General features: G+C 67.4%; 25 protein-coding genes. 9 read left to right on the top strand and 16 right to left on the bottom strand.

Annotated elements, in window-relative coordinates:
* Positions 1–122: 122 nt before the first annotated feature.
* Entirely contained in the window at positions 123–1,112 is a 990-nt protein-coding gene (locus BST42_RS07765; protein ID WP_083118011.1) for a PE-PPE domain-containing protein, read from the bottom strand.
* 144 nt (positions 1,113–1,256) lie between these two features.
* On the opposite strand from BST42_RS07765, the gene BST42_RS07760 reads away from it, so the two are divergent.
* Both BST42_RS07760 and BST42_RS07755 read left to right on the top strand, forming a co-directional pair.
* Positions 1,257–2,153, top strand: coding sequence for a cation diffusion facilitator family transporter (locus tag BST42_RS07760; protein WP_083118010.1), 897 nt, complete (start codon positions 1,257–1,259; stop codon positions 2,151–2,153).
* Positions 2,154–2,158: 5 nt separating this feature from the next.
* Positions 2,159–3,928 (top strand): FUSC family protein, encoded by a 1,770-nt coding sequence (locus BST42_RS07755; protein ID WP_110918515.1) that lies wholly within the window; start codon positions 2,159–2,161, stop codon positions 3,926–3,928.
* Here BST42_RS07755 and BST42_RS07750 read toward each other — a convergent pair.
* A complete protein-coding gene (locus BST42_RS07750) occupies positions 3,925–4,341 on the bottom strand; it encodes a DUF3151 domain-containing protein (RefSeq protein ID WP_036343010.1) in 417 nt (138 codons plus the stop codon). The genes BST42_RS07755 and BST42_RS07750 overlap by 4 nt on opposite strands.
* Before the next feature lie 92 nt (positions 4,342–4,433).
* On the opposite strand from BST42_RS07750, the gene BST42_RS07745 reads away from it, so the two are divergent.
* A complete protein-coding gene (locus BST42_RS07745) occupies positions 4,434–5,165 on the top strand; it encodes an Rv0361 family membrane protein (protein ID WP_083118009.1) in 732 nt (243 codons plus the stop codon).
* Positions 5,166–5,252: 87 nt separating this feature from the next.
* Here the strand turns inward: BST42_RS07745 and fbaA are convergent, their stop codons facing one another.
* Positions 5,253–6,290 carry a class II fructose-bisphosphate aldolase gene (fbaA, locus tag BST42_RS07740; RefSeq protein ID WP_083118008.1) on the bottom strand — a complete coding sequence of 346 codons (1,038 nt, stop codon included), beginning with the start codon at positions 6,288–6,290 and terminating at the stop codon, positions 5,253–5,255.
* 135 nt (positions 6,291–6,425) lie between these two features.
* Between fbaA and BST42_RS07735 the strand changes: the two genes are divergently transcribed.
* The gene (locus BST42_RS07735) at positions 6,426–7,082 is read left to right on the top strand and encodes a VTT domain-containing protein (protein WP_083118360.1); all 657 of its coding nucleotides are present in this window, start codon (positions 6,426–6,428) and stop codon (positions 7,080–7,082) included.
* Between the two features lie 139 nt (positions 7,083–7,221).
* Positions 7,222–7,470, top strand: coding sequence for a hypothetical protein (locus BST42_RS07730; RefSeq protein WP_083118007.1), 249 nt, complete (start codon positions 7,222–7,224; stop codon positions 7,468–7,470).
* A gap of 6 nt (positions 7,471–7,476) precedes the next feature.
* On the opposite strand, the gene BST42_RS07725 is transcribed toward BST42_RS07730, so the two are convergent.
* Genes BST42_RS07725 through BST42_RS07690 form a run of 8 tightly spaced genes read right to left on the bottom strand, consistent with a single transcriptional unit; the run spans position 7,477 to position 16,105 of the window.
* Positions 7,477–8,670 (bottom strand): vWA domain-containing protein, encoded by a 1,194-nt coding sequence (locus BST42_RS07725; RefSeq protein ID WP_083118006.1) that lies wholly within the window; start codon positions 8,668–8,670, stop codon positions 7,477–7,479.
* Positions 8,667–9,347, bottom strand: coding sequence for an SRPBCC family protein (locus BST42_RS07720; protein ID WP_083118005.1), 681 nt, complete (start codon positions 9,345–9,347; stop codon positions 8,667–8,669). Before BST42_RS07720 ends, BST42_RS07725 begins: the two co-directional genes overlap by 4 nt.
* A gap of 10 nt (positions 9,348–9,357) precedes the next feature.
* The gene (locus BST42_RS07715; RefSeq protein ID WP_083118004.1) at positions 9,358–10,239 is read right to left on the bottom strand and encodes an AAA family ATPase; all 882 of its coding nucleotides are present in this window, start codon (positions 10,237–10,239) and stop codon (positions 9,358–9,360) included.
* Positions 10,236–11,108, bottom strand: coding sequence for an XdhC family protein (locus BST42_RS07710; RefSeq protein WP_083118003.1), 873 nt, complete (start codon positions 11,106–11,108; stop codon positions 10,236–10,238). The genes BST42_RS07715 and BST42_RS07710 overlap by 4 nt, the downstream gene beginning before the upstream one ends.
* A gap of 11 nt (positions 11,109–11,119) precedes the next feature.
* On the bottom strand, positions 11,120–13,510 hold the full coding sequence (locus tag BST42_RS07705) for an aerobic carbon-monoxide dehydrogenase large subunit (protein ID WP_083118002.1): 2,391 nt from the start codon (positions 13,508–13,510) through the stop codon (positions 11,120–11,122).
* Positions 13,507–13,983: a (2Fe-2S)-binding protein gene (locus BST42_RS07700; RefSeq protein ID WP_083118001.1), complete on the bottom strand. Its 477-nt coding sequence runs from the start codon at positions 13,981–13,983 to the stop codon at positions 13,507–13,509. The genes BST42_RS07705 and BST42_RS07700 overlap by 4 nt, the downstream gene beginning before the upstream one ends.
* Before the next feature lie 3 nt (positions 13,984–13,986).
* Positions 13,987–14,877: an FAD binding domain-containing protein gene (locus BST42_RS07695; protein WP_083118000.1), complete on the bottom strand. Its 891-nt coding sequence runs from the start codon at positions 14,875–14,877 to the stop codon at positions 13,987–13,989.
* A gap of 58 nt (positions 14,878–14,935) precedes the next feature.
* A complete protein-coding gene (locus BST42_RS07690; protein WP_083117999.1) occupies positions 14,936–16,105 on the bottom strand; it encodes an XdhC family protein in 1,170 nt (389 codons plus the stop codon).
* A gap of 23 nt (positions 16,106–16,128) precedes the next feature.
* Between BST42_RS07690 and BST42_RS07685 the strand changes: the two genes are divergently transcribed.
* A complete protein-coding gene (locus BST42_RS07685) occupies positions 16,129–17,085 on the top strand; it encodes a LysR family transcriptional regulator (RefSeq protein ID WP_083117998.1) in 957 nt (318 codons plus the stop codon).
* 25 nt (positions 17,086–17,110) lie between these two features.
* Here BST42_RS07685 and BST42_RS07680 read toward each other — a convergent pair whose 3' ends face one another.
* Genes BST42_RS07680 through BST42_RS07665 form a run of 4 tightly spaced genes read right to left on the bottom strand, consistent with a single transcriptional unit; the run spans position 17,111 to position 20,825 of the window.
* Positions 17,111–17,941 (bottom strand): oxidoreductase, encoded by an 831-nt coding sequence (locus BST42_RS07680; RefSeq protein WP_083117997.1) that lies wholly within the window; start codon positions 17,939–17,941, stop codon positions 17,111–17,113.
* A gap of 1 nt (position 17,942) precedes the next feature.
* On the bottom strand, positions 17,943–19,205 hold the full coding sequence (locus BST42_RS07675; RefSeq protein ID WP_083117996.1) for a hypothetical protein: 1,263 nt from the start codon (positions 19,203–19,205) through the stop codon (positions 17,943–17,945).
* Complete coding sequence (locus BST42_RS07670; protein WP_083117995.1) at positions 19,202–20,377, bottom strand: sulfotransferase family protein; 1,176 nt, start codon at positions 20,375–20,377, stop codon at positions 19,202–19,204. The genes BST42_RS07675 and BST42_RS07670 overlap by 4 nt, the downstream gene beginning before the upstream one ends.
* Before the next feature lie 4 nt (positions 20,378–20,381).
* Positions 20,382–20,825, bottom strand: a complete 444-nt coding sequence (locus tag BST42_RS07665; protein WP_083117994.1) for a nuclear transport factor 2 family protein — start codon at positions 20,823–20,825, stop codon at positions 20,382–20,384.
* Between the two features lie 60 nt (positions 20,826–20,885).
* Between BST42_RS07665 and BST42_RS07660 the strand changes: the two genes are divergently transcribed.
* Positions 20,886–21,785: an SDR family NAD(P)-dependent oxidoreductase gene (locus BST42_RS07660; protein ID WP_083117993.1), complete on the top strand. Its 900-nt coding sequence runs from the start codon at positions 20,886–20,888 to the stop codon at positions 21,783–21,785.
* A gap of 3 nt (positions 21,786–21,788) precedes the next feature.
* On the opposite strand, the gene BST42_RS07655 is transcribed toward BST42_RS07660, so the two are convergent.
* The gene (locus tag BST42_RS07655; RefSeq protein WP_237159306.1) at positions 21,789–22,652 is read right to left on the bottom strand and encodes a class I SAM-dependent methyltransferase; all 864 of its coding nucleotides are present in this window, start codon (positions 22,650–22,652) and stop codon (positions 21,789–21,791) included.
* 97 nt (positions 22,653–22,749) lie between these two features.
* Between BST42_RS07655 and BST42_RS07650 the strand changes: the two genes are divergently transcribed.
* Positions 22,750–24,117: a cytochrome P450 gene (locus tag BST42_RS07650; protein ID WP_083118358.1), complete on the top strand. Its 1,368-nt coding sequence runs from the start codon at positions 22,750–22,752 to the stop codon at positions 24,115–24,117.
* Between the two features lie 3 nt (positions 24,118–24,120).
* Entirely contained in the window at positions 24,121–26,223 is a 2,103-nt protein-coding gene (locus BST42_RS07645; RefSeq protein WP_083117992.1) for an Rv1355c family protein, read from the top strand.
* Positions 26,224–26,242: the final 19 nt, after the last annotated feature.

Raw genomic sequence — 26,242 nt, 5'->3', positions numbered from 1 at the left:
GCTTATTTACAAACCGTCATGCATGTTTGTTTTGACTGTAATATAGATCACGAAAATGGGTCAAGGCGCCGCGGGGTCAGGGTCATTAACGACGGGGTCGACCGGCCCGCCATGACGCTCCCTTATGACTGGGTGCGGGGTTTCGAGTGCGCCGTTGCACTCGCCGGACGGCGAGCCGGCTCAGAGGAGCGATGCGCCGGAGAGGATCCGAGACCCGATCTCGGTGCTTTGCGCCCGGGTCGTTCGCCGGCATAGGCGGTGTTGATGATCTTCCGCAACGGTCTGTCCAATGCGTCCACGGCCGCATCGGGGACACCGAGTGCCCGTAGTGGCCTCGTCAGGGGAAGCTCATCGGTGGGTACCACGATGTGGGTCGTCGTACCCCCCAGGGAATTCGTGCTCGAGGTGACCACGTTGCGGGGATCGTTGAGATCCACGCCGCCCTTGTTGGGGTGCAGGTAAATCACCCCGGCAAGCGCGTTCAGGTCGGCCAGCAGATTGAGCGGGTTATCCGGGAAATCCGAGTAGCCGTCATACTCATGCACGATTTCCGTTGTGTCGTAGGGTGTTTCGATTGGAGCCCGGGGAATGGTGGCGTCCAGTATCGGAATGTGCACGTGTGGCAGCTTTGCCAGCAGGCCCCCGTCGCTGTTGGTGGGGTCCCCGATCGTGACGAATGAGATGTCCGCCGGCGGGTCGGGTTGAGCCATCAGAGCCCGCTTCTCATAGTTGACCACCACCGCCCCCTGGCTCAGTCCTACGACCGTGACCGGTCCGTCCGCGTCGACCAGCGCGCTGTCGAGATTCGCGACCCCGACGGCGACCGACTCATCGAGCGTCAACTTCCCTTGAATCGGCCACAGCTGCGCCGGGTATTGCACGCCGATCGGATCCGGATCGCCGAAGATGCCTTGTTCGTACAGGGCATGCATCATCGACTCGGACGGCACGCTCTTGCCGGTCCCACCGACCACCAGCACGTCGCCAGCCGTGGAGGCTATCGGCGGATCCGCGAGCGCGGACCCGGGCGGTACGACGGACGCAGTCACCGTCACCGCCGCAAGGACACCGCACGCCACGCCAAGCACTCCCCCGGCACGACAACGCTTCATCACAACTCCTGACGCAAACCGAGCCTGGTGGAATTACAAACATGCTCGAATGTATGTGACACACACCATAGCGGTGCGGGCACCCGGCCCAACCCGAATCAGGGAAGCTTGCAACATATGCGCTTTTCCGCATATATTCCTGGCATGGGAGCCGGACACGACCACAGCCACGGCGGTGACGCGCGGGTGAGCCGGATGCTCATCGCCGCGGGCATCCTGACAGTGTTCTTCGTCATCGAGCTGACCACCGCGTTGATGATCAATTCGATCGCGCTGCTGGCCGACGCCGGACACATGCTGACCGATCTGGTCGCGATGTTCATGGGATTGACCGCTGTGCTGCTCGCCCGCCACGGACCGGCCTCGGCGGCGCGTACCTACGGCTGGCACCGGGCCGAGGTGTTCACCGCCGTCGCCAACGCCGTGCTGTTGCTCGGGGTCGCCGCATTCATCCTCTACGAGGCGATCGACCGGTTGGGCAACGCACCCGAGATCCCCGGCGTCCCGATGATCGTCGTCGCCGTCGCCGGCCTGGTCGCCAACCTGGCAGTCGTGCTGCTGCTGCGTTCGCAATCCGAGGAAAGCCTGGCCGTCAAGGGCGCCTACATGGAGGTGGTGGCCGACACCGTCGGCAGCATCGGCGTGCTGATCGCGGGCATCGTCAACGTGACCACGCACTGGCCCTACGCCGACGTGGTGGTCGCCGTGTTCGTCGCGATCTGGGTGCTGCCCAGGGCGATCGGGTTGGCCCGGGCCGCGCTGCGCATCCTGTCCGAATCGTCGCCCGCCCATATCGACGTCGACGAGCTGCGGGCGGCGCTGGCCGCCGTCGACGGCGTCACCGAGGTGCACGATCTGCACGTGTGGACGCTGGTGCCGGGCAAGGACATGGTCACCGCGCACCTGACCAGCACCGGAGACTCCGACCGGGTGCTCGACGACGCCAGGGCGGTGCTGTCCGCCCGTGGACTCGAGCATGCGACGGTGCAGGTGGAGCCGCCCGGATGCGCTGACGACTGCCCCGGCCAGACCGACTGGTGAGCTAGTTGAACGCCCCGCCGCGCTGGCCCATCGGCCTGCGCGCGGCGATCAGCACCGCCATTCCCGTCACCGTGGGTTGGACCGCGGGGGCGATGGGCTCCGGACTCATCGCCACCCTCGGTGCCTTCACGTCGCGATTCGGAGCCGACCGTCCCTACGCCAACCGCGGCATCGAACTGGCGACTGTCGCGGTGTCGCTGGCCGCGGCCGTCGCCCTGGGCGGCTGGTCGGCTCAGGTGCCATGGCTCGGGGTGCTGACGGTGTCCGTGGTCGCCGTCGCAGCGGTGTGGCTGTGCAATGCACTGGCCGTCGGACCACCCGGGGCGTACATCTTCGTCGTCGCCTGCGCCGCCGGGATCGGCGCTTCCGCGGCCCACTTGGCGCCCTGGACGCTGGGGCTGCTGGTACTCGCAGGCGGCGCGGTGGCCTGGCTCGTCCAGATGGCCGGGGCGCTGTTCGGCTTTCGCAAGCCCGAGCGTGCCGCGGTCGCCGCCGCCGCTGATGCCGTCGCCTGCTACATCGAGGCCGCGAACTCGCCGCAGGAACGCGCCGCCCGCCACCGCGCCGCCGCCGCGCTGCACCGTTCGTGGAGCGTGCTGGTGAATTATCAACCGCTGCAAGCCCGTCCGAGCAGCGTGCTGCACCGGCTGCGTGCCGCCAATCACGCGGTGCATGTGTTGTTCACGACGGCAGTCACCGCGACCGCCCAGGGCACCGAGCCGACTCCCGGGACCGCCGAACTGGCTCGCCGGCTCGGCACTCTGCAGTCGCCGCCGGAGGACGTCGCGACCCGCGACGCCGGCCGGATACCCCTGGGCAGTCCGCCGGTGCTCACGGTCTTGCGCCGCGCGATCAGCCCGGGATCGCTGGTCGGTCACATCATGCAGCGCGTCGCCGTCGGCGCCCTGCTGTCCGGTGCGGCGGCGATGGCCCTGGGTGTCGACCACGCGTACTGGGCGATGGCGGCCGCGGTGCTCGTGCTGCATCAGGGCACCGACCGCAGCCGCACGCTGCGTCGCGGCGGCGAGCGGCTGCTGGGCACCTGGGTGGGCCTCGGACTGGCCGGATTGATCCTGTCGCTGCACCCGCACGACCTGTGGCTGGTGCTGCTGCTGGCGCTGCTGAACTTCGTCATCGAGGTGCTGGTAGTCCGAAACTATGCTCTGGCAACGGTTTTCATCACCACTGCGGCGCTGACGATCTCGTCGGGGACGCATGCGGTCGACGTCGGGCACCTTCTGCTGGCGCGCGGCATCGACACCCTGATCGGCTGCGGGATCGGGGTGGCGGTCTACCTGGTCGCTGTCCGCTGGCAGGAGTCCACCCGGTTGACCGACGCGATAGCGCGCACCCTCGACGCAGCCGCGCAGGTACTCCCCTACGTCGCCGCCGGTGACACGGTCGGGCTGGCGGCCCGGGCCGCCCGCCGGGATCTGCAGATCGCCGCGATCGCGCTGATGGAATCCGACGAGGCCGCAATGGCCGGGTCGGCACGGCAGCGGGAGGCCGCCGAGCATTTGTTGCCTGCCGTGACCGCGACCGAGCAGCTGGCCTACCGGACGATCGCCGCCTGCTGGACCATCGAGCACCGCGCTGACGGCGTCGAGTTCGGCCGGTCGCTGTTCGGCGGCCGATCAGCCCAGCCGCACGTCGAGGCGCTTGCGGCGCTCGCAACCGCAGTACGGACCGGCGCGACGGCACCCGAGCGCGGCGACCCCCTGCCATTCCTGGCCGACGAGGTCACCGAACTACGCCAAACGCTGGCCCAGGACTAGGCGAGGCCCAATTCGACGCGCGCCGCGGGATCGCAGTCGTCGAGCAGGTCCAGGCACCGGGCGAACTCGTCGGTCTCCCCGATGGCGTCGGCGGCCCGAGCGAGCGCCGCAACACAGCGCAGGAAGCCGCGGTTCGGTTCGTGGCGATACGGAACCGGACCGAAACCTTTCCAGCCGTTGCGGCGCAACTGGTCCAGCCCACGGTGGTAGCCCGTCCTGGCGTAGGCGTAGGCGGTGATCGCCTTGTCATCGGCCAGCGCCTCCTCGGCCAGCGTGGCCCACGCCACCGAGGCGGTCGGGTGCGCCGCGGCGACGATGGCCGCCTTCTCCCCGGCCAGCAGTTCCGCTTCAGCCTCGATATCCCCAGGCAGCAGCACGGGCTCGGGGCCCAGAAGGTCACCAAACGATGTCATTGCCCTATTGTGCCGGTGCCGCCGTCCGCCGATGGCCGGACCCAACGGTTAGGGTCAGAAGCACCAGTACTTCAGGAGGACGGCAGCACCCCATGTCGAACCCATCTGGGCCCGACCACGACGAGGTCACCGGCCCCGTCGCGCCCGCCGGCGACGAGGAGGCTCCTCAGGAGACCGACCCCGCCACCGAGGTGTTCAGGGCCACCGAGCCATCGGCCGAACGTCGTTTCACCGCACCAGGATTCGACGCGGGGTCGACGCAGATCATCCATCGCGAACCCGATCCGGAAACCGAGATCTTTTCCACGCCGACCGAGGTTTTCCCGGCGTCGGGGCCGCCGCGGACCGGGCCGCAGGCCATCCCGCCGCGCCCGCCTGCGACCCGCAGGCGCAGCTGGGCTTTCGTGCTGGCGGTGATCGCGGTGATCGCCGCGCTGGCCGCGATCGCCGTCCTGGTCACCGTTCTGCTGACCCGCCGCGACTCGGCGAAGGCGTCGCAGGAGGACATGGTCCGCGCGACCATCCAGAACTTCGACACCGCCGTGCAGAACGGCGACTTGGCCGCCCTGCGCGGCATCACCTGCGGCCAGACCAGGGACAGCTACGTCAAGTACGACGACGCGGCCTGGTCGGACACCCACGCGCGGGTGGCTGCGGCCCGGCAGTACCCGGTGGTGGCCAGCATCGATGAAATCGTCGTCAACGGCGACCACGCCGAAGCCAACGTCACGTCGTTCATGGCGTTCGACCCGGCGACGCGATCGACCCGCAGTTTCGACCTGCAGTTCCGCGACAACCAGTGGAAGATCTGCCAGGCGTTCTAAGCCCGATGACCGTCGAGATCGACACCAGGGTCGCGAAGCGGGCTGATCCACAACCCTGACGTCGATCTCGCGGGCGGGTCCGCCCTACTAGCCGGCCGAGACGGAGCGGCCTGCGCTGTGCAGGTCGTTGCAGGCCTCGACGACACGCTCGGCCATCGAAGCCTCGGCCTTCTTGAGGTAGCTGCGCGGGTCGTAGACCTTCTTATTCCCCACTTCCCCGTCCACCTTCAATACGCCGTCGTAGTTGGTGAACATGTGCGCGGCCAGCGGGCGGGTGAAGGCGTACTGGGTGTCGGTGTCGACGTTCATCTTGACCACGCCGTACTTCAGCGAGTCCTCGATCTCGGACTTCAGCGAGCCGGAGCCGCCGTGGAAGACGAAGTCGAACGGCTTGGACCCCTCGGGCAGACCAAGCTTGGCCGATGCCACCCGCTGGCCCTCGGCCAGCACCTCGGGCTTGAGCACGACGTTGCCCGGCTTGTAGACGCCGTGCACATTGCCGAACGTCGCGGCCAGCAGGTATTTGCCATGCTCACCGGCCCCGAGGGCCTCGATGGTTTTTTCGAAGTCCTCCGGCGAGGTGTACAGCTTCTCGTTGATCTCGGCCTCGACGCCGTCCTCTTCACCGCCGACGACGCCGATCTCGATCTCCAGGATGATCTTGGCGGCGGCCGCCTGCTTGAGTAGTTCCTGCGCGATCGACAGGTTCTCGTCGATCGGGACCGCCGAGCCGTCCCACATGTGCGACTGGAACAGCGGATTCTGCCCCTTGCTCACCCGTTCTGCGGAGATCGCGAGCAGCGGACGGACCAGGCCGTCGAGCTTGTCCTTGGGGCAGTGGTCGGTGTGCAACGCCACCGTGATCGGGTACTTCGCGGCGACGACGTGGGCGAACTCGGCGAGGGCCACGGCGCCGGTGACCATATCCTTGACTCCGAGACCGGATCCGAATTCGGCTCCGCCGGTGGAGAATTGGATGATGCCGTCACTGCCGGCGTCGGCGAAACCCTTGATGGCGGCGTTGATGCTCTCCGAACCCACGCAATTGATTGCCGGAAACGCGAACGAGTGCTCCTTGGCGCGGCCCAGCATCTCGGCGTAGACCTCGGGCGTGGCGATGGGCATGGCACTTCCTTCCGACTGTCCGGCTGACGAGGTCAGTATGACAAGAAGCCGATCGACTGGCACAGGTCGCTGACAGGGACGTCTCGACCGCCACCGGTACCCTTGGGCCTCGTGACCACCACCACCCTGGCGCTCATGCCCGATTTCCTCGACCCGCTCAAGCTGATCGAGCAGTTCGGCACCTGGGCCCTGGTCGGCATCCTGGTCGTCGTCTTCATCGAGTCCGGCGTGCTCTTCCCCGTGCTGCCCGGCGACACCCTGTTGTTCGTGGCGGGCATGCTCGCCGCCGGGACCGCCGCACAGGGCGCCGACGTCAACGCCAACTTCCAGCTGTGGCAGCTGCTGGTGTTCATCCCGATCGCCGCCGTACTCGGCGGCCAGGTGGGCTACGTCGTCGGCCGCTTCCTGGGCACCGCCATGTTCAAGCCGAACGCGCGGATCCTCAAGCAGCGCTACCTCGACGAGGCGCACCTCTTCTTCGAGGAGCGCGGGCCGTTCGCGATCGTGCTGGCTCGTTTCGTCCCGATCGTGCGAACCCTTGCCCCGATCACCGCTGGCGCGGCGAAGATGAAATACCCGGTCTTCACGCTCTACAACGTCATCGGCGCGGTGCTCTGGGGTGTCGGCCTGACGCTGCTCGGCTACGGGCTCGGGCAATTCGAGATCATCCAGAAGCTGCTGGAACCGATCTTCATCCTCATCGCGGTCGCATCGATCACGCCGATGATCTGGGAGTGGTACAAACGCCGCAAAGCCGCGAAGGATGCGGCCGATCCGGTTTCCGGGTCGTAAATATTTGCCGGTTGATCGGTCCGCGGCACCGCTCTGACCGGTACACACGCAGGTGACCCAGCCGTTTGCCAGCTAGCGCACAGCGGTCCTCACAGCATCGGCGGCTAGTTTGCGCTGATCGTGTGAAAGGTCACAGCAAATGGTCAAGATCATCCTCAGTGGACTCCTAGCTTCGGCAGGCATCGGCCTGGCCGCGCTCTTCGGCGGGATCGGCGTCGCATCGGCGGGCAGCCCCACCACCACGTTTGCCGTGCAGGACGGCGACAGCGGTGCAGGCGGCGCCGGGATCGATTCCGACGGCACCCAGGGCGACTACAAGTCGGCCGTCGATGGATCTATGAGCGGCCCGCTCATGGTCGCCGCACCGCAGGACAAAGCCGTCCCGTAACCGCTCCTACAGTCGAGCCAGCGCGTCGAACAACTCCCGCAGCCCGGTCAGCGAGTGCGCAGGCAGGAACAGGTCGCAGTACGGAAGTGCCGCGGCCATCGAGCCGGCCAGCGGCTGAAAGCCCGGTGCCGACGCGCGCGGGTTGAGCCACACCAGATGTGCGGCACGGCGTTTGAGCCGGCCCAGGGCACGCTCGAGGATTTCGGGCGGGTCGCTGTCCCAGCCGTCGGAGGCGATCATCACCACTGCACCTCGCAGTGCGGCGCCGTGCGGTGGGGCCAGTAGCTCCGCAATCGAGCCGCCCAGGTGGGTGCCGCCGTAGCGGTCGGTGACCTTGGCGTTGGCTCTGGCAAGCGCGGTTTCCGGTGAGCGGTGGGCCATGACCGGGGTCAGCCGGGTCAGCGTGGTCGAGAACGCGAACACTTCGGGATGAAAACCCGCCTGCCGGAGCGCCGTAGCCCGCATCAGGTGCAGATAGATGGCCGCGTAGGGCTGCATCGACCGGCTGAGGTCGCACACCAGCACCACCCGCCGCCTCCGCCGCCGCGGCCGGGTCCTTTCCAGCATCACCGGTTCCCACCCGGTATTGCGAGCGCCCCGCATGGTCGCCCGCAAATCGATGCGCTTGCCGTGCCGGTTGGCTTCGGTGCGCAGGGTGCGGCGCGTCGGCCACAGCGCGACGGCCCGCTCCAGCCAGCGTCCGATCACCCGCAGATCGGCGTCGTCGAATTTCTCGAAGGGCTCCTCGGCACGCGCCACGATCCGGCTGGGTAGCACGTCGGGAACCGCGGCGGCGTCGCCTGCGGAGTCGGCGGTACGCAGTGCCGGCGGGCGGGTGGTCCACGGTAGCCCGTCGGGCTGCGGGCCCGAATCGTCGCGACGGCCGGCCGCGGGCACCGGGCTGGTCGCAACCCCCCGCTGAACGCGCCGTGTCACCGGATCGAGCGGCAGCACGGCGTCGGCGAACACGGCCTCGAAGACCGCCTCGAAGGCACCCAGATCCTCGACGCGGTTCACCAGGGCCAGGCGCGCGGCCCAGTACAGCTGGGTTCGCGATGTCGGCACCAGGGCCCGCATCGCGGCGACGAACGCCGCCGGACCACTGGCTGCCACCGCAACACCTCCGGCGCGCAGGCGGGCGACCAGCGCGGCCGCGAAGGCGGCCAGGTCGACACCGCGCAGCAGCGCCGGCGCGGTCACTCGGTGCGCCGCCGCCGCAGGATCGCGATGAGGATCAGCAGCGCCAGCGCGGCGACGCCCGCCGCCGCGTATTTCGTGACAGCGGTGCCACCGGCGAGCTGCAGGAGGTCGATTGGTTCCGGCTCGGGGGCGGGTGCCATCCGGGCTGCCGGGGCGGCGGCCGTTCCCAGTCCTTCGGCGCCAGGAGTGGCGGGAGTCGCGACGATATCCGCTGCGGGCACCGAACCTTCCTCGCCGGCAGCCAGCTTGGCCTCCAGCGAGTCGACGAACTGCCCGAGGAGCTTCTCCGACACCTGCTGGAGCATGCTGCTGCCGAACTGGGCCAACTTGCCGACGATCTTGAGGTCGGTTTCGACGGTCACGCGGGTGTTGTCGCCCGCCTCGTGCAGCTGCAGGACCACGACTGCCGCGGCGTTGCCCGTGCCGCGCGCTTCCTTGCCCCGACCGTCGACCACGGCCCGATGGGCCGCCTCGTCGCGCTCCACGAAGTGCGCCTTGCCGGTGAACTCCGAGTTCACCGGGCCCACCTTGATCTTGACCTTGCCCAGGAAGTCGTCGCCTTCCCGCCCGACCAGCTGCGCGCCGGGCATCAACGGCACCACTTGTTCCATGTCGCTGAGCACTTCCCAGGCCTTCGTAAGCGGGACGCTGACGGTGAACTCGTTGTCGATCTTCATGGGCTCTCCCTCATCCGGTGGCCAGTTCGGTGCGATATTCGGTGAACGCGTCGCGCAGGACTGCGCTGTCGTCGGGGGTTTTGGCCAGTGCACTCAACCCTGCCAGGGCGCCTGGGTCGACCAGATCACTAACCCCCAAAGTGATAAGCGCAGCCACCCAGTCGATCGCTTCCGCGACGCCCGGCGGCTTGTCCAGATCCAACTCCCTGGCCCGGCCGACGAATTGAGTGGCGTGCTCGATCAACGGTGCGGTCGCACCCGGCACGCTGCGCCGCACGATCGCCGCCGCCCGCGCCGGCTGCGGGTAGTCGATCCAGTGATAGAGGCAGCGCCGACGTAAGGCGTCGTGCAGGTCGCGGCTCCGGTTGGACGTCAGCACCGTCAGCGGCGGACGCTGCGCGACGAACGTGCCGAGCTCGGGCACCGTCACCGCAGACTCCCCGAGGACTTCCAGCAGCAGCGCCTCGAATTCGTCATCCGCACGGTCGATCTCGTCGATGAGCAGAACCGGCGGCACCGGCCCTCGGTGACGCACACACGCGAGGATCGGCCGGTCCACCAGATACGTCTCGCTGTAGAGGTCGGACTCTTCGATCGGCGCGCCGCGCGACTCGGACAGCTTGATCGCGAGCAGCTGGCGCTGGTAATTCCAGTCGTAGAGCGCTTCGGCCGCGGTCAGTCCCTCGTAACACTGCAAGCGGATCAGTGGCGTATCAAGCACCGCGGCAAGGGTTTTCGCGGCGGTGGTCTTCCCAACACCGGGCTCGCCTTCGAGCAGCAGCGGCCGGTTGAGCGCAGCGGCGAGGTAGAAGGCCGACGCCGTGCCCTCATCGAGCAGGTATCCGCCCTCATCGAATCGGCCGATGACGTCCTCGACGCTGGTGAAAGTCACGCCTGCGCCGCCGCAAAGGAGTCTCGACAACCCGGGCAGCAGAACCAGTGGGTCTCGGCGCCGATTTGCAGGTGTGTCGTCTGGGGTCCGACCGTGACCGTCATCCCGCAGATCGGATCCACCGCGGTTGCGGGCGCGTCCGGGCGGGGCGCCACCGGCAGGCCACCGTGACGCACGCCGGCGATCACCTCCGCGGCGATCGACACCGCGACCTCGCTTGGCGTCTTGGCGCCGATGTCCAATCCGGCCGGGGTGTGCACGCGGGCTCGCTCGGCATCGTCGAGATCCATCGATTCCAGTACCGATGCTCCTCGGATGCGACTGGCCACCAACCCGACATAGCCGACGCCGGCGTCCAGCGCCGCGCCCACGGCCTCGGCTTCCGCGCCGCCGTGGGTGGCGATGACGACGGCGGTGGCGCCGTCGAAATCTCCGTCGTCACCGTCGCGGCGGACCTCATAGCCGAGCACCTCACATACCCTGGCCAGGCTCTCGGCAATCGGAGTGCTGCCACAAATCCGCACGAGGGGGGCCGGAAACTGCGGTGTCAGAAAGATTTCCAGCGCTCCACCGGACAGACATGGGTTGACCACCACACACGAGCCGGGAGCGTCGGGAAAGTGGACGTCGCCGTCGGGCAGCACCCGCAACAGCACGCTCTCGCCGGCCTGTAGCGCGCCGAGCGCAGCCTTGCGTACCGAGCTCTGCGCGCACTGCCCGCCGACGAATCCCTCGATACTGCCGTCGGCGAGCAGGATCGCCTCATCGCCCGCGCGCGCCGACGTCGGAGGCTGCGCACGCACCACTGTCGCGTGTACGAACGGTTTGCGTTCGTACAGCAGCTGTTTGGCGCGCTCGGCGATTGTCATCGGTACTCTCGTTAGATGGGAGGAGTGGCTCGGCCCTGCATGGCTTCCCAAACCCGAGACGGGGTCAGGGGCATGTCGGCGTGCCGGACACCGAAGGGGGCCAACGCATCCACCACTGCGTTGACCACCGCGGGCGGTGAGCCGACGGTCGCTGATTCACCGATACCCTTGGCCCCGATCGGATGATGCGGTGACGGCGTCACGGTGTGCCCGGTCTCCAGGTGCGGCACCTCGACCGCGGTCGGGATCAGGTAATCCATCAGCGATCCGCCCAGACAGTTGCCTTCTTCGTCGAACGCGATCATCTCCATGAGCGCCATCCCGATGCCGTCGACGATGCCGCCGTGCACCTGGCCCTCGATGATCATCGGGTTGATCTGGGTGCCGCAGTCGTCGACCGCCAGGAAGCGACGGACCTTCACCACCGCGGTACCGGGGTCGACATCGACGACGCAGAAGTACGCCCCGTACGGGTAGGTCAGGTTTTCCGGGTTGTAGCAGACCTCGGCGTCCAGACCACCCTCGAGACCTTCCGGCAGATCTCCGGCGCCGTGCGCGCGCATCGCGATGTCCTGGATGGTGACCGCGGCCGAAGGGTCGCCCTTGATGTGGAAGGAACCCTTGTCCCACTCCAGGTCTGCGACCGACGCCTCGAGCATGCCGGAGGCGATGATCATGGCTTTGTCGCGGATCTTGCGCGCCACCAACGCCGCTGCCGCACCCGAAACCGGGGTGGAGCGGCTGCCGTAGGTGCCCAACCCGAACGGGGTCTGGTCGGTGTCGCCGTGTACGACGTCGATATCGTCGGGCGGGATGCCGAGCTCTTCAGCGACGATCTGGGCGAACGTCGTCTCGTGCCCCTGGCCCTGCGTCTGCACCGAAAGCCGCAGCACCGCTTTGCCGGTCGGATGGATACGCAACTCACAGCCGTCGGCCATACCCAGGCCGAGGATGTCCATGTCCTTGCGCGGGCCGGCACCCACCGCCTCGGTGAAGAACGACATGCCGATGCCCATCAGCTCGCCGCGGGCCCGTTTCTCGGCCTGCTCGGCACGCAGCTGGTCATAGCCGATCATGTCCATGGCCAGCCGCATAGTGGCCTCGTAGTCACCCGAGTCGTACACCCAGCCGGTCTTCGATTTGTACGGAAATTGCTCGGCCCGCAACAGGTTTGCCAACCGCAGCTGCGCCGGATCCATCTTCAGCTCGTGAGCCAGACAGTCGACAAGCCGCTCGACGAAGTAAACCGCTTCAGTGATGCGGAACGAGCAGGCGTAGGCCACCCCGCCCGGCGCTTTGTTGGTGTACACCGCGGTCATGTGACAGTAGGCGGCGTCGATGTCGTAGCTGCCGGTGAACACCCCGAAGAAGCCGGCTGGGTACTTCACCGGGGCGGCAACGCCGTTGAACGCGCCGTGGTCGGCCAACACCGTGGAGCGGATGGCCTGGATTTTGCCCTCTTTGGTGGCGGCGATCTCGCCGACCATGATGTAGTCGCGCGCGAAGCCGGTAGAGGTCAGGTTCTCGCTGCGGTCCTCCATCCACTTCACCGGCTTACCCAGCACCAGTGAGGCGACGATCGCGCACACATAACCCGGGTAGATCGGCACCTTGTTGCCGAACCCGCCCCCGATATCGGGCGAGATGATCCGGATCTTGTGCTCCGGCAGGCCGGCCACCAATGCGTAGAGCGTGCGGTGGGCGTGCGGCGCCTGGGTGGTCGACCAGAGGGTCAGCTTGCCGGTCACCGGATCGAGGTCGGCCACCGCACCGCAAGTCTCCATCGGCGCGGGATGTACTCGGGGATAGATGATTTCCTGCTTGACGACGATTTCGGCGTTGGCGAACACGGCCTCGGTGGCCGCGGCGTCACCGGTCTCCCAGTCGAAGCAATGGTTGTCGGCCTTGCCGTCCAGGTCGGTGCGGATCACCGGAGCCGACGGGTCCAGTGCGGTGCGCACGTCGATCACCGGATCCAGTGGCCCGTAGTCGACGTCGATGAGCTCCAACGCATCTCGCGCCGAATAGCGGTCCTCGGCGACGACGAACGCCACCTCCTGGCCCTGGAAACGCACCTTGTCGGTGGCCAGCACTGCCTGGACGTCGTTGGACAGCGTGGGCATCCAGGCCAGCCCCTTCTCGGCCAGGTCGGCACCCGTGACGACGGCCTTGACCTTCGGGTGGGCCTGGGCTGCGGTGACGTCGATGCTGTTGATCGTGGCGTGTGCATACGGCGAGCGCAGGATCGCCAGGTGCAACATGCCCGGCAGCTGAACGTCATCGACGTAGTTGCCGCGGCCGCGGATGAACCGGGGGTCCTCCTTGCGGAGCATCCGGCCGTAGCCGCAGGGCTTTTTGTTGTTGTCGGCGGTGTCCTCGGGCCGATGCTCAACAGTAGTCACGCCTGCACCTCCTCGGTCGAGTGCTTGGCGGCCCACTGGATCGAGCGGACGATCGTGGTGTAGCCGGTGCAGCGACAGATCTGTCCCGAGATGGCTTCGCGGATCTCTTCTTCGGTGGGATCCGGGTTTTCGTCGAGCAGGGCGCGGGCGGTGATCATCATGCCCGGAGTGCAGAATCCGCACTGCAGGCCGTGACACTGCATGAAGCCTTCCTGCACCGGGTCCAGCGTGGCGCCGTCGGCCAGCCCCTCGACCGTGCGGATATCGTGCCCGGACGCCATTGCGGCCAGCATGGTGCAGGACTTCACCGGTTCACCGTCCACCGACACCACACAGGTGCCGCAATTTGATGTGTCGCAGCCCCAATGGGTTCCGGTCAGGCGCAACTGGTCGCGCAGGAAATGCACCAGCAGCATTCGGGGCTCGATCTCGGCATTGACCTGTTCGCCGTTGACGGCCATGGTCACGTGCATCAGTCAATTCCCCTTCGGTGCGGGTATTGCGCGAACCCGGTCGACCGCGGTGCGCAGTGTTCGGATGGTCAACTCGGAGGCCAGGTGCCGTTTGTAATCGGCGGTGCCGCGCTGATCGGTGGCGGGCTCACAGGCCTGGGCGGCCAGCCGGCCCGCTTCGGCGAAGGTGTCGCTGGTCGCCGGTGCCCCGATCAGTGCGTCGCGCACGGCGACCAGCCCCTCGGCCACGGCGTTGACGGCGGTCAGACCGACGCGTGCGGCAACGATCCGGTCACCGTCGAGCGTCACCGCGGCGCCCGCCGCGGCCACCGCCCAATCCCCTACTCGCCGTTCTACTTTCAAATAGGCGCTGGAGGTGTTGTGTCGCACCGGGATCCGCACTTCGGTGAGGATCTCGTTGTGGGCCAGCGCGGTCTCGTAGGGCCCGAGGATGAAATCGTCGATCCCGATCTGGCGCTGGCCACCCGGTCCGCGGGCCACGATCACCGCGTCGAGGATTTCGCACACCGTGGATAGGTCCTCGGCGGGATCGGCCTGGCACAGCGACCCGCCGACGGTGCCGCGGTTGCGCACCACGGGGTCCGCGATCACCCGTTCGGCGTCGGCGAAGATCGGGCAGACGTCACGCAGCGAGGTCGACGCGAGCACTTCGCGGTGCCGTGTCATCGCGCCGAGGCGGGCCAGGGTGGGCTCCACCGTGATGTAGCCGAGCTCGCCGGCGAGGTCGTTGATGTCGATCAGATACTCGGGGTTGGCGATGCGCAGTTTCATCATCGGCAACAGGCTGTGCCCGCCTGCGACGACGAACGCGCCCTCCCCCAGGCGGTCGAGCAAGCCGACGGCATGGTCCACGCTGGTAGCGCGCTCGTATTCGAATGGACCCGGTACTTGCATGTGACCGACCTCACGTCCGCGGATGGGACCCCAGTGTCGGCCTGCTCATTCCGAAGCGTCAATAGCGACTTAAGTGATCGCTTAACTCCCCTGGCAGCGAAGGGCTACCGTCATCGTCGTGATGAATCCGGCCGCCGAGAACCGACAGTGGCTGGCCACCGCCACCCCACCGGCGGGCGACGATTTCGGCGGCGATCGACACCGCCGTCTCCTCGGGGGTACGTGCCCCGAGGTCCAGTCCGATCGGGCTGGCGAGCTTGCCCAGCTCGTCCTCGGTGAGGCCGGCTTCGCGCAACCGGTCCAGCCGGTCGTCATGGGTGCGCCGCGACCCCATGGCACCGATGTAGCCGACTTCGAGGCGCAGGGCGACCTCCAGCAACGGCACGTCGAACTTCGCGTCGTGGGTGAGAACGCAGATCACAGTGCGGGAGTCGATGGTTCCGGCTGCGGCCTGCGCAGCCAGGTACCGGTGCGGCCAATCGACGACCACCTCGTCGGCGGTGGGGAATCGCGCCGGGGTGGCGAATACCCCGCGGGCATCGCACACCGTGACCCGATAGCCCAGGAACGAGCCCTGCTGGGCTACCGCGGCGGCGAAGTCGATGGCCCCGAAGACCAGCATGCGCGGGCGTGGTGCGTGGCTGGCGACGAACACCTCCATGCCCTCGCCGCGGCGTTGCCCGTCAGGGCCGTAGGTGAGCACTTCGCTGCGACCGGCCGCGAGCAATCCGCGGGCATCATCGGTCACTGCGGCGTCGGCGCGGCCCGAGCCCAGCGTCCCTTCGACGTGCTCGGGTCCCAGAACCATCCGGCGCCCCAACCAGTCCGGGTCCGGGTGGGTGATGACGGTGGCAATCGCCACCGGCCGGTGCTCGGCGATGGCGTCGATGACCTGTTCGAGGTGCGGAAAGCTGCGCTGCGACACCGGTTCGACGAAGATGTCGAGGATCCCGCCACATGTCAGACCGACGGCGAAAGCATCGTCGTCGCTGACACCGTAGCGCTCCAGTCTGGGCATCCCGGTCGCGACGACCTCGGTGGCCGATTCGTAGACCGCGCCCTCCACGCAGCCCCCCGAGACCGAGCCGCTGACCGAGCCGTCGGGGGCGACGACCATCGCCGCACCCGGCTGGCGCGGCGCCGATCGGAAGGTGCGCACCACGGTGCCCAGACCCGCCGTGTCGCCGGTTCGCCAAATCGCCGCCAGTTCCGCGAGAACGTCCTGCACGGTTTCAAACGTAGGCTGATTTCGTGACACCGGCGCAACTTCGGGCCTTCTCGGCCGTGGTGCGACTGGGCTCCGTGCGAGCAGCAGCCGAGGAATTGGGCGTTTCCGACGCCGGCATCTCGATGCACGTGGCCCAGCTGCGAAAGGAACTCGACGACCCGCTGTTCAGCCGTACCTCGGCCGGGCTGGCATTCACCCCGGGCGGATTACGGCTGGCCTCCCGGGCCATCGAGATCCTCGGCCTGCAGCAGCAGACGGCCATCGAGGTGACCGAGGCGGCGCACGGCCGGCGGCTGCTGCGCATCGCCGCGTCGAGCGCGTTCGCCGAGCACGCCGCGCCAGGACTGATCGAGCTGTTCTCGTCGCGGGCCGACGACTTGTCGGTGGAACTGAGCGTGCATCCGACAGGACGGTTCCGCGACCTGATTCAATCCCGGGCCGTCGACGTCGCACTGGGGCCCGCGGCCACCGATCCCGGCGCCGAGATCACCGTCCGGCCGTTCTTGAAGTACCAGATCATCACCGTGGCCTCACCGGGCAGTCCACTGGTCACCGGCACACCGACGCCGGCACTGCTGCGCGACCAGCACTGGATGCTCGGCCCGTCTGCGGGCGGCGCCGACGGCGAAATCGCCTCTTTCCTAAGGTCTTTGGCGATTCCCGAAGCCAACCAACGGATCTTCCAGAGTGATGCCGCCGCGCTCGAAGAGCTCCAGCGCGTCGGCGGGGTGTCGCTGGCGGTGGGATTCGCCGTCGGCAAGGATCTCTCGGCCGGCCGGCTGGTACATGTCAAGGGGCCGGGCCTGCAGCTCTCCGGTGAGTGGTGCGCCTCGACACTGCCGGTGAGCGCACGTCAGCCCGCGGTCACCGAGCTGGTGAACTTCATCACCACCCCGCGCTGCACGCAGGCGATGATCCGCGGAACCGGCGTCGGGGTGACCAGGTTCCGGCCGAAAGTGCATGTGACGCTGTGGAGTTGATGTCGAGATCGACGTGCTGGCGCGACTAGCTTGGGAAGTTGACGTTTTTGGTGACGGCTTCCCATTCGTCGATCGACGCCGAGAACGCAGCGAGCTTGTCTCGGACCGCCTTGAGGACGTCGCGGCCGAGTAACAACCGGAGCGGCGGGTCCTCCAGCTTGGTGACCATCAGCACTGCCTCGGCGACCTTGCGCGGATCCCCGGGCAGATGGTCGGCGAAATCCTTGATCAAGGTTTTGCGGCTGCCGACGCTGTCGTCGTAATCACCGATCGGCGTGGACGATTCCCACATCGACCGTTTGGCCCAATCGGTGCGGAAGGCGCCGGGCTCGATTGCCGTCACCTTGATCCCGAGTGGCTTGACCTCCTGGGCAAGCGCCTCGGTGAGCGCTTCCAGCGCGAATTTCGTCGACGAGTAATACGCGTTGGGCGGGTTGGCCACCAGTCCCGTCATCGACGAGATGTTGATGATGTGCCCGGCTCCACGTTCCCGCATCGACGGCAGCACCGCCTTGATGGTGTCGACAACACCGAAGTAGTTGGTGTCGAACAAGAGCCGGACCTTCGCGTCCTCCCCCTCCTCGACTGCCGACAGGTAGCCGTTGCCTGCGTTGTTGACCAGTACGTCCACCCCACCGAACGTGGCATCGGCCGCGGCCACCGCGTCGGCTATCAGGTCCTTGTCGGTGACGTCGAGCGCGATGGCCAGGGCACGATTTCCGAACTCGTCAGCCAGATCCTGGACCGACTCAATCCGCCGAGCCGTCACCACCACATTGTTTCCGGATTCCAATGCGGCACGGGCGATCTCGCGCCCAATGCCGGTCGAGCATCCGGTAACCAGCCAGCAACCCATCTCAGTTGGTCCTCTCGTTCGGGGTGCCTTCGGGCAGGCGGCGCAGATACGCCTGCCGCCGAGACGCCAACTGTTCGGCCCGCTGTTCGACGGTGACGCGGGCGAGGCCGGGCACCTCGTCGTCGAGCCGGTCGAGCGGAACGACGCGGCCGGTCGCGCCGAGATCGGGTGTCGGGCCGCCCTCGCCGAACTCCGCCATCCGCAGCGTGAGTACGCCTTCGCGCAGGCCGTCGGAGTCGATCCAGTTGGCCACCCCGGGATCGACCGGGGAGATCACGTAGGTGTAGCTGCCGTCGGCGTCGGGCACCGACTGCGCCTTGTTCAGGCTGCCGGTGGCATCGACGATGTTGAGCGTGGTGCCCCAGATGTTGCTCAACGGAACCGTGAAGTATTCCGCGCCACCGTCATTGACGTTGACCACGAAGGTCTCCTCAGGGCCGAGGTCGAACCGGCCCATCACATACACCTGGTTCTTCATCGCGCCCACCTTGTCCGCCGACCAGGCCAGGTTGAAGTGGTTGGCAGGCATCTTGTAGATGCCGTGGCTGAGCTTGCCGGTGAAGTTCGCGAAGTACGCCATCATCTCCGCGGTGGCCTCGGCTTGCTCGTCGCGGGTGCGTGCCGGGGAGCCCGGCGCACCACCGAGACGTTCGACGGTGATGTGGTTGGGATCGTCATTTGCCCAGTCCAACAGGACATCTCGGATGTAGAACTCGTGCGCCTCGGAGGTGGTCTGCACATGGTTGCGCCGCCCGTTCGCCGGCTCGGAGTCCACGGTGATGGTGTAGCTGTTATCGCTGTCGACATCCATGGTCTTGCCGTTGAGCACTGCCACGGTGCCCATGTTGGCATCCCACAGCGTGAAATAGTTCTCGGTCATCCGGTGTTCGCCGACGCGACCGCGGATCTCGTAGCGCTCATCGCCCGAGATCGGAATCACCCGGTACACGGTGTCCGGATTGTCGATGCCCCAACGTGATCCGGGTATCTGCCGATCTGCGACCGGATGCGCCAGCCGGGTGATACAGCTGACCTTCGGCCGCAGCTTGTCCTGGTTGGATGACCACACCGCCGCCGAGAACATCACCTCGGCGAACGCCGCCTCGAACCGCTCCCGCATGGCGTCGGAGGCTTTGGCGCGACTCAGCCAGTTCTCCGCGACCGTTCGGTAGGCCTCCTTGACGGTCGGGTGTTCGGTCAGCTCGAGTGCCGCTAGCTCCTGCTCGTGCTGTGACGGTGTCGCGACCGGGTCGTCGGCGCTCATTGGTTGTCCTTTCGAAACCGCTTGTTGTACAGGGAGAAGCGTTCGTCGACCTGCCCGTCGCTGAGCCCGTAGGCGCCCAGGTCGTACGGCGGGCGCGGAACTTCGCGCGGCCGGTTGGCCAGCCAGCCGGACATCGCGGCGGCCGCGGTGCCGGTGAGCTCCAGCCCGACCGCGTCGTACACCCGGCGAACCTCGCCGATCGGGTCGCCGACCGCATCCTCGTACTGGATGTCGGTGACCCGGGCCGACTCGTCGGACCAACTGTCCCGCACGGCCATTGCGCGGTCGTTGGTCCAGCCCATCCGCTCGAGCCATTGCGCCCCTACCCGCCGCGGGTCGACCTCGTCGGCGTGCATGGCGTGCAGGGTCGCGTTGAGACTGGCGCCGGAGGCGACGGTGGTACGCGGATCGCGATGCATATGGACGACGTGTACGTCGGGGAATTCGTCCCGCAGCGCATCGAAGTATCCGAGATGGGCAGGCGATTTCAGCACCCAGCGACCGGCGGTGATCCCGCGGCGGCGCTGCTGCCACTGCAGGAATTTGAGCATGCGGTGCAGATAACGGTAGGCCGGCGCGAAGTCCTGGGTGTTCAGCCACGATCGGTAATTGGGCAGATTGGCGCCGGACTCCGGAACATGCGACAGGAAGGCGTCAGCCAGGAAGACGATCTCTTCCTCGGCTTCCCTGGCATACATCGGATGAATGGCGAACAGCTCGGGGGCCAGCTCACGGGACTTGTTCTCCCGTGCTTCGCTGATCGCGATACGCGGGTCGGTGCCGTCGAAGTCGTGGTCCAGTTTCGGCGCCGCCTCGACCACCTCCCAGCCGCGGGCACAGTGCAGTCGCGTGTCGGCGGCGAGCAGCCGCTGCAGCAGCGTCGTCCCGCTGCGCATCATCCCGACGACCACGATCGGCGCATCGATCTGTTCGTCGAGGATCTCGGGGTGACGCTCGATCCAGGCTTGCGAGCGCAGCCGCATGCGGAGGCTGTGCACGATGCCCGACCGGAGGATGTGCTCACCGATCGCGTTGAGCCCCGCACCGGGATAGTCGTCGAGCAGGACCCCCAGGGGTTCCTCGAACTCGCCGGGGCCCCACTCGGTCAGTCCCTCTTTGCGCTGCGCGTCGGCCAGGACGGCCGCCATCGCGAAGGTGCCCGCGTCAGCCATCAGCTCAGAACTTCAGGTGCTGGCTCACGTCGCCGACCTGGTCGACGAACATGGTGCGCGAGTCGAACCACCACCGGCCGTCGATCCGATGGAAGGTGTCGTGATAGTGCCCGGTGACGATGACCTGCAACGGCAGCTCCGGAGTGGCCTGGGTGACGCAGTAGTAGGACCTGCTGCGCGCGGTGCCGGCCTCGTCGTCGATGTACAGCTGCACATTGCTGGTGTTGTGCTTGGTCTTCGGCGTCCCGTCCTCGTAGAGGCGGGTGGCCATCTCGTACATGCCCCGAACCCGGTCCCGCCCCTCGAAGACCGTCTCGGGCGGCCCGTTCTCCACGCCGCAGATGCGCCCGTGCGCGAACAGGTCGGCGACCCCGTCGAGGTCGCCGGCGTCGATCAGTTCGGCATAGACGTAGATGAGGTTGGTGATCGCTTGCGCACTGTCGCTCATGTCAAGGCGATGATTGCAGAGCAATTGCTTAGATGGGCTTGTTTGTCCAGAATTGCCGCTATGCTCGCCCGCGTGACTCAGTGGTCGCCGGCCCGGCTCGGCAATCTCACCGGTAAGCGAATCATCGTGACAGGCGCGACCAACGGCGTGGGGCTGGGCACGACGCGGGCCCTGGCCCACGCGGGGGCCCACGTGATCATGGCCGTCCGCAACACCGCCCTCGGCGAGCAGCGGGCCGCCGAGATCCCCGGATCCACGGAGGTGATCGAGCTGAACCTGGCCGATCTCGGATCGGTCCGCAGCTTCACCGACCGGCTCGACGGCGACGTCGACATCCTCATCAACAACGCCGGCGCACTGACCGACAAGCGCCACGAGACCGTCGACGGTTTCGAGACCACCTTGGGAACCAACGTGCTCGGCCCGTTCGCGCTGACGAACCTGATGTTCCCCAGGGTCCGTTCGCAGATCATCAACGTCTCCTCCGACGGCCACCGCCAGGCGACGCTCCGACTGGACGACATGCACCTGCGCCACAGCAAGTGGACGTCGATGGGCGCCTACACCCATTCGAAGCTCGTCATGATGCTGTGGGGCCTGGAGCTCGACCGGCGGCTGCGCGCCGCGAACTCCGGCGTCGTCACCCAACTTGTCCATCCGGGCTGGGTGGCCTCGAACCTGACGCACACGTCCGATTCACCGCTGATGTCGTTGGCGCACAAGGTGGCCAAGGGAGTGGCCGACCGGTTCGGCAATGACATTGATCAGGGTGCGGCACCGACGCTGTACTGCATCAGCGAGCCGATCCCCCCGGGCAGCTACGTCGGGGCCAGCGCGCGTCTGGGATTGCGCGGAGAGCCGGCGCTGATCGGTCGCTCCCCCGGGGCATGCGATTACGACGCGGCGGCCCGAGTGGTGGAGTTCGCCGAAAAGGAAACCGGCACAACTATTCCGGTCTAGTGGTCAAAACGGTTTGGCGGTGAAGCCCCACCGCAGCAAGGCGGCCTCACGCCGCGCCTGACCGTGTAGCTGCGCCGGACGTTGCCCCGCGGATGCGGGCTTGCCGTTGGCGCCAAACGCCCAGTAGGCCTGCAGATATGGCAGCGGTGTGGCATGACCCGAGGCCAATCCGCCGAGACCGGCCACGGCCAGTGCCGCCGACAATTCTTCTCGGGTGAACGCGGCCGCTTCGCTGGCGATCGCGTCCTGGCGCAAGCCCATCGGCGAGTCCGGGTCCACACATTGCAACATCGCCGGGCACGCCGACGGGTCGCGCAGCCGGGCGAAATCGGAGATCCACAAGGCCGCGCCACTGCCCCGCTTGACCGCGGCGATCTGGCGGAGGGCGGCGGCAAGTACGTCGGCATCCGGAAGTTGATGAAGGGTCCACATACACGAGATCGCGTCCCATGGCGCACCCGCGATCGAATCCGGCAGCGCGGTGATATCCGCCTGCACCAATTCCACCCGGCCATCGAGACCCTCGGCTGCGAACAGATCCCGCGCTGTCGCGAGCATGTTGGGAGCCAGGTCTACACCGACGGCAGTGATGTCCGGGCGACGACGCAGCACCGCGCTCAGCGCACGGCCGGAGCCGATGCCGAGATCGAGAAGCCGGCCGCCCGGCGGGAGCATCACATCCAGCGCCCGGGCACACAGGTCATACACAGCACGCATTCCCGGATTCGCCCCGCCACCGGCGTGAAAGTAGGCGACGGATTCGGCGTCGTCCATCACCATCGGTTCGGGAATGCGTTCACGCCCGGGCGAATGCCGCCGTTCACGCATGACGATCCCTGGTATCCGCCACAGCGGCCGAATCCCCATTCCCGAAACCTTCTTCCCGCGCCCGTTTACGCCCCCATCATTAAACCCGGACTCAATCGGTACACTTTCGTTCCTCAGTGAAATAGTGGAGGACCACGTGACTCAGGCCCCATCCAGCGGTGGCCTCGAATCGTTGCCGCTGGCGCCGGTGAATCCGATGCCGTTGCGCCAGCGCCTCAAAGCCGTCAAGGAATTCAGCACGGGCACCGAGAGACTGCGCGACGCCGGTGGCCCGGTCACCCGGTTCACCGTCGGCCCGCGTTGGCTGATGCCGCCGATGGTCCTCGTCACCTCGCCGGCCGCGCTGCGCGACGTCCTCAGCATCAAGGACGGGTCGGTCGACAAGACCAGCCCGGTCTTCGACGAGATGCGCCGGATCATCGGCGCCAACCTCGCCGACCTCCCGTATGAGCCGTGGCGGCCGCGGCGGCGCACCATCCAGCCGGTCTTCACCAAGCAGCGGGTCCGCGAATTCGGCGGCCACATGGCGCAAGCCGCCGACTCGGTGTGCGAGGCCTGGCCGGACGGCGGCGAGGTGGATCTCGACGCCGAGTCACGTGCGCTCACCCTGCGGGCGTTGGGCCGCTCCGTGCTCGGCATAGATCTGGAAGCGCGCGCCGACGATGTCGCCGAACCCTTGCGGGTCGCGCTGTCCTACGCCATCTCCCGCGCCACCCGCCCGGTGCGTGCCCCCCGCTGGCTGCCCACCCCGGCGCGGCGCCGGGCACGCGAGGCCAGCGCGAAGCTGCATCGTCTCGCCGGTGACATCGTCAGCGAATGCCGGCGCGATCCGAATCGGGTTGCGCCGCTGGTCCACGCCCTGATCGCCGCGGAGGACCCCGAGACCGGAAAGCGGCTGTCGGACAACGAGATCTGCGACGAGATCATCATCTTCATGTTCGCCGGCCACGACACCACCGCGACCACGCTGGCCTACGCGTTGTGGGCACTCGGCCGCGATCCGGCCTGCCAGGACCGCGTCGTCGCCGAGGTGGCCGCCCTGCCCGACCGGCCCTTGACCCCCGACGATCTGCCGAACCTGGGTTACACCGCGCAGGTGGTGCGCGAGTCGCTGCGGCTGTGCCCGCCGGCGCCCACCGGCACCAGGATGGCGTGCCGAGACCTCGACATCGCCGGTTATCGCGTGGAGGCCGGCACCATGGTGGTGCTCGGCAGGATGGCGGTCCAGCGCGATCCGACCCTGTGGGATGATCCGCTGCGCTTCAACCCCGACCGGTTCGGCCCGGAGGCCGCCAAGAAGCTCGAACGGTGGCAGTACATCCCGTTCGGCGGTGGTCCTCGCTCCTGCATCGGTGACCACTTCGCCATGCTGGAAGTCACGCTCGCCTTGGCAAGCATCATCCGCCGGGCCGAAATCGCATCGCTCGAACCGGATTTCCCGCTCGCATTGCATTTCACGATGATCGCCGGCGCGCCGATTCGCGCCCGAGTCCGAAAGCGCTGACACATGGCCGTTGACGAAACAGCAGGCTACTCCGCCCACATCCTGAGCGACGGCGACGCCGCCCTCGATGCGCTTCGGCAGGACCCGGGTATCGAGTTCATCGACCATCGTGCGGCGTTGCTCGAAGACCTTCGGAAGTTGCAGCCCGCACCGGGACCCGAGCTTCTCGACGAGCCCACCCGGTGGGCGCACTATCCGTGGCGTCGAACGGTTGTTGCCATCCTGGGGCCGAACGGGTTTCACGCCGTCCGCACCGACCGCAACCGCAACCTGATCACCGCCGCGGAGCAACGACAGCTGCACACCATGCGGATCGCGATTGCCGGGCTGAGCGTCGGTCATGTCATCGCCCACACGCTTGCCGCCGAAGGGCTGTGCGGCACACTGCGTCTCGCTGATTTCGACCATCTCGAGCTTTCGAATCTGAACCGGGTGCCTGCCACGATCCTGGACATCGGTCTCAACAAGGCGATCGTGACGGCCCGGCGTATCGCGGAACTCGATCCGTATCTGCGGGTCGAGGTCATGACCTCGGGTGTGCGCGCGGATTCCCTCGACGAATTCCTCGACGACATCGACATCGTGGTCGAGGAATGCGATTCACTGGACATGAAGGTCCGAATCCGCGAGGCGGCCAGGGACCGGCGGCTCCCGGTGCTCATGGCCACGAGTGATCGCGGGCTGATCGACGTCGAGCGGTTCGACCTCGAACCGCACCGTGCGGTCATGCACGGCGTTCTCGGCGGGGTGGACTCCGCACAGTTGGCCGCGTTGTCCCAGCAGGACCGCATCCCGTACATGCTGCGCCACCTGGACGCCAGCCGCTCGTCGAGCCGACTGACCGCGTCGCTCGTCGAAGTCGGCCACACGCTGTCCACCTGGCCGCAGCTGGCCGGCGAGGTCACTCTGGGCGCCACCATCGTCGCCGAGGGCGCCCGTCGCATCGGCCTCGGTGAACCGCTGGCATCCGGCCAGGTCCGCATCGACATCGGCCAGGCGCTCGACGAGATCTCCGAACCGGACCTGGGCGCCCCGGCACACCCCGGCCTCGACGCGCCGGCGCCGGATGTCGACGAGCCACGTGACGCGGCAGTCGCGATCGCCCGCGCCGCGGTTCGTGCTCCCTCGGGGGGCAATGCCCAGCCCTGGGAGATCGAGGCCGCCGCGGACTCCGTGCGGATTCGGATTGCACCGCAATACAAGTCGATGATGGACGTTGCGTTCCGTGGCAGCGCGGTGGCGGTGGGTGCGGCGACCTTCAACGCCCGGATCGCGGCGGCGCACGCCGGGGTGCTCGGCCCGGTGCAGTGGTCCTCAGATGATGCCACTCTCCTCGAGGCCACGCTGCGGCTGGGCGCCGCCGGGGACGCCCAACTCGCCGGGCTGTACAAGCCGATGCTGCGACGGGAGACCAACCGCCGCCAAGGCACTCCGCAGCCACTGGCGACGGCAACGATCGACGCCCTGAACGAGTGGGCGGCCCGCGAGGGTGCCGGACTGCATCTGCTCACCGAACGTAGCGACATCGACACCGCGGCAACGATTCTTGCAGCGACCGACAGGCTCCGGTTCCTCACCCCGCGGCTGCACAGGGAGATGATCTCAGAGATGCGCTGGCCCGGTGATGAACCGGCGGACAGCGGAATCGACGTCCGCGGGCTGGAACTCGCCCCTGGCGACTTCGCGGTGATGGATATCCTGCGGCGCTCGGACGTGATGGGGCTGCTGGCCGACTGGGACGCCGGGGAGGCCCTCGGTGACGATGTAGCCGACCGCGTGCATGCGACGTCGGCGGTAGCGGTGATCACCACGACCGGGCATCAGCTCATCGACTACGCCCGCGGCGGTTCGGCCGCCGAAGCCGTGTGGATCGTCGCCCAGCAACACGGCTTGGCGGTGCACCCCATCTCACCGGTGTTCCTGCATGCTGTGCACCACCACGAATTGTCGGAGCTGGCACCGGCTTTCGCTCCCCAGCTGGTCGAGATCAAGTCGCGGTTCACCGAACTGGTCGGTATCCAGCCGGGGGAATCTCTGGTCTTGATCCTCCGGCTGGCACACGCGGGGCCCGCATCGGTCCGCAGCCGGCGACGTCCGCTTCCGTAGACCAGCTGACTCAAGCCCG

The organism is Mycolicibacterium rhodesiae (assembly GCF_002086695.1).
GTDB lineage: Bacteria > Actinomycetota > Actinomycetes > Mycobacteriales > Mycobacteriaceae > Mycobacterium > Mycobacterium rhodesiae.
Note: the sequence above shows the minus strand (reverse complement) of the source record. Positions and strands in the feature narration are given on the sequence as shown.

Excerpts from the sequence above, each read along its gene's own strand:
- BST42_RS07765 (WP_083118011.1), bottom strand. The coding sequence starts at position 1,112 with ATGAAGCGTTGTCGTGCCGGGGGAGTGCTTGGCGTGGCGTGCGGTGTC.
- BST42_RS07760 (WP_083118010.1), top strand. The coding sequence starts at position 1,257 with ATGGGAGCCGGACACGACCACAGCCACGGCGGTGACGCGCGGGTGAGC.
- BST42_RS07750 (WP_036343010.1), bottom strand. The coding sequence starts at position 4,341 with ATGACATCGTTTGGTGACCTTCTGGGCCCCGAGCCCGTGCTGCTGCCT.
- BST42_RS07745 (WP_083118009.1), top strand. The coding sequence starts at position 4,434 with ATGTCGAACCCATCTGGGCCCGACCACGACGAGGTCACCGGCCCCGTC.
- fbaA (WP_083118008.1), bottom strand. The coding sequence starts at position 6,290 with ATGCCCATCGCCACGCCCGAGGTCTACGCCGAGATGCTGGGCCGCGCC.
- BST42_RS07735 (WP_083118360.1), top strand. The coding sequence starts at position 6,426 with ATGCCCGATTTCCTCGACCCGCTCAAGCTGATCGAGCAGTTCGGCACC.
- BST42_RS07730 (WP_083118007.1), top strand. The coding sequence starts at position 7,222 with ATGGTCAAGATCATCCTCAGTGGACTCCTAGCTTCGGCAGGCATCGGC.
- BST42_RS07720 (WP_083118005.1), bottom strand. The coding sequence starts at position 9,347 with ATGAAGATCGACAACGAGTTCACCGTCAGCGTCCCGCTTACGAAGGCC.
- BST42_RS07710 (WP_083118003.1), bottom strand. The coding sequence starts at position 11,108 with ATGACAATCGCCGAGCGCGCCAAACAGCTGCTGTACGAACGCAAACCG.
- BST42_RS07700 (WP_083118001.1), bottom strand. The coding sequence starts at position 13,983 with ATGCACGTGACCATGGCCGTCAACGGCGAACAGGTCAATGCCGAGATC.
- BST42_RS07695 (WP_083118000.1), bottom strand. The coding sequence starts at position 14,877 with ATGCAAGTACCGGGTCCATTCGAATACGAGCGCGCTACCAGCGTGGAC.
- BST42_RS07680 (WP_083117997.1), bottom strand. The coding sequence starts at position 17,941 with ATGGGTTGCTGGCTGGTTACCGGATGCTCGACCGGCATTGGGCGCGAG.
- BST42_RS07675 (WP_083117996.1), bottom strand. The coding sequence starts at position 19,205 with ATGAGCGCCGACGACCCGGTCGCGACACCGTCACAGCACGAGCAGGAG.
- BST42_RS07670 (WP_083117995.1), bottom strand. The coding sequence starts at position 20,377 with ATGGCTGACGCGGGCACCTTCGCGATGGCGGCCGTCCTGGCCGACGCG.
- BST42_RS07665 (WP_083117994.1), bottom strand. The coding sequence starts at position 20,825 with ATGAGCGACAGTGCGCAAGCGATCACCAACCTCATCTACGTCTATGCC.
- BST42_RS07660 (WP_083117993.1), top strand. The coding sequence starts at position 20,886 with ATGCTCGCCCGCGTGACTCAGTGGTCGCCGGCCCGGCTCGGCAATCTC.
- BST42_RS07655 (WP_237159306.1), bottom strand. The coding sequence starts at position 22,652 with ATGGGGATTCGGCCGCTGTGGCGGATACCAGGGATCGTCATGCGTGAA.
- BST42_RS07645 (WP_083117992.1), top strand. The coding sequence starts at position 24,121 with ATGGCCGTTGACGAAACAGCAGGCTACTCCGCCCACATCCTGAGCGAC.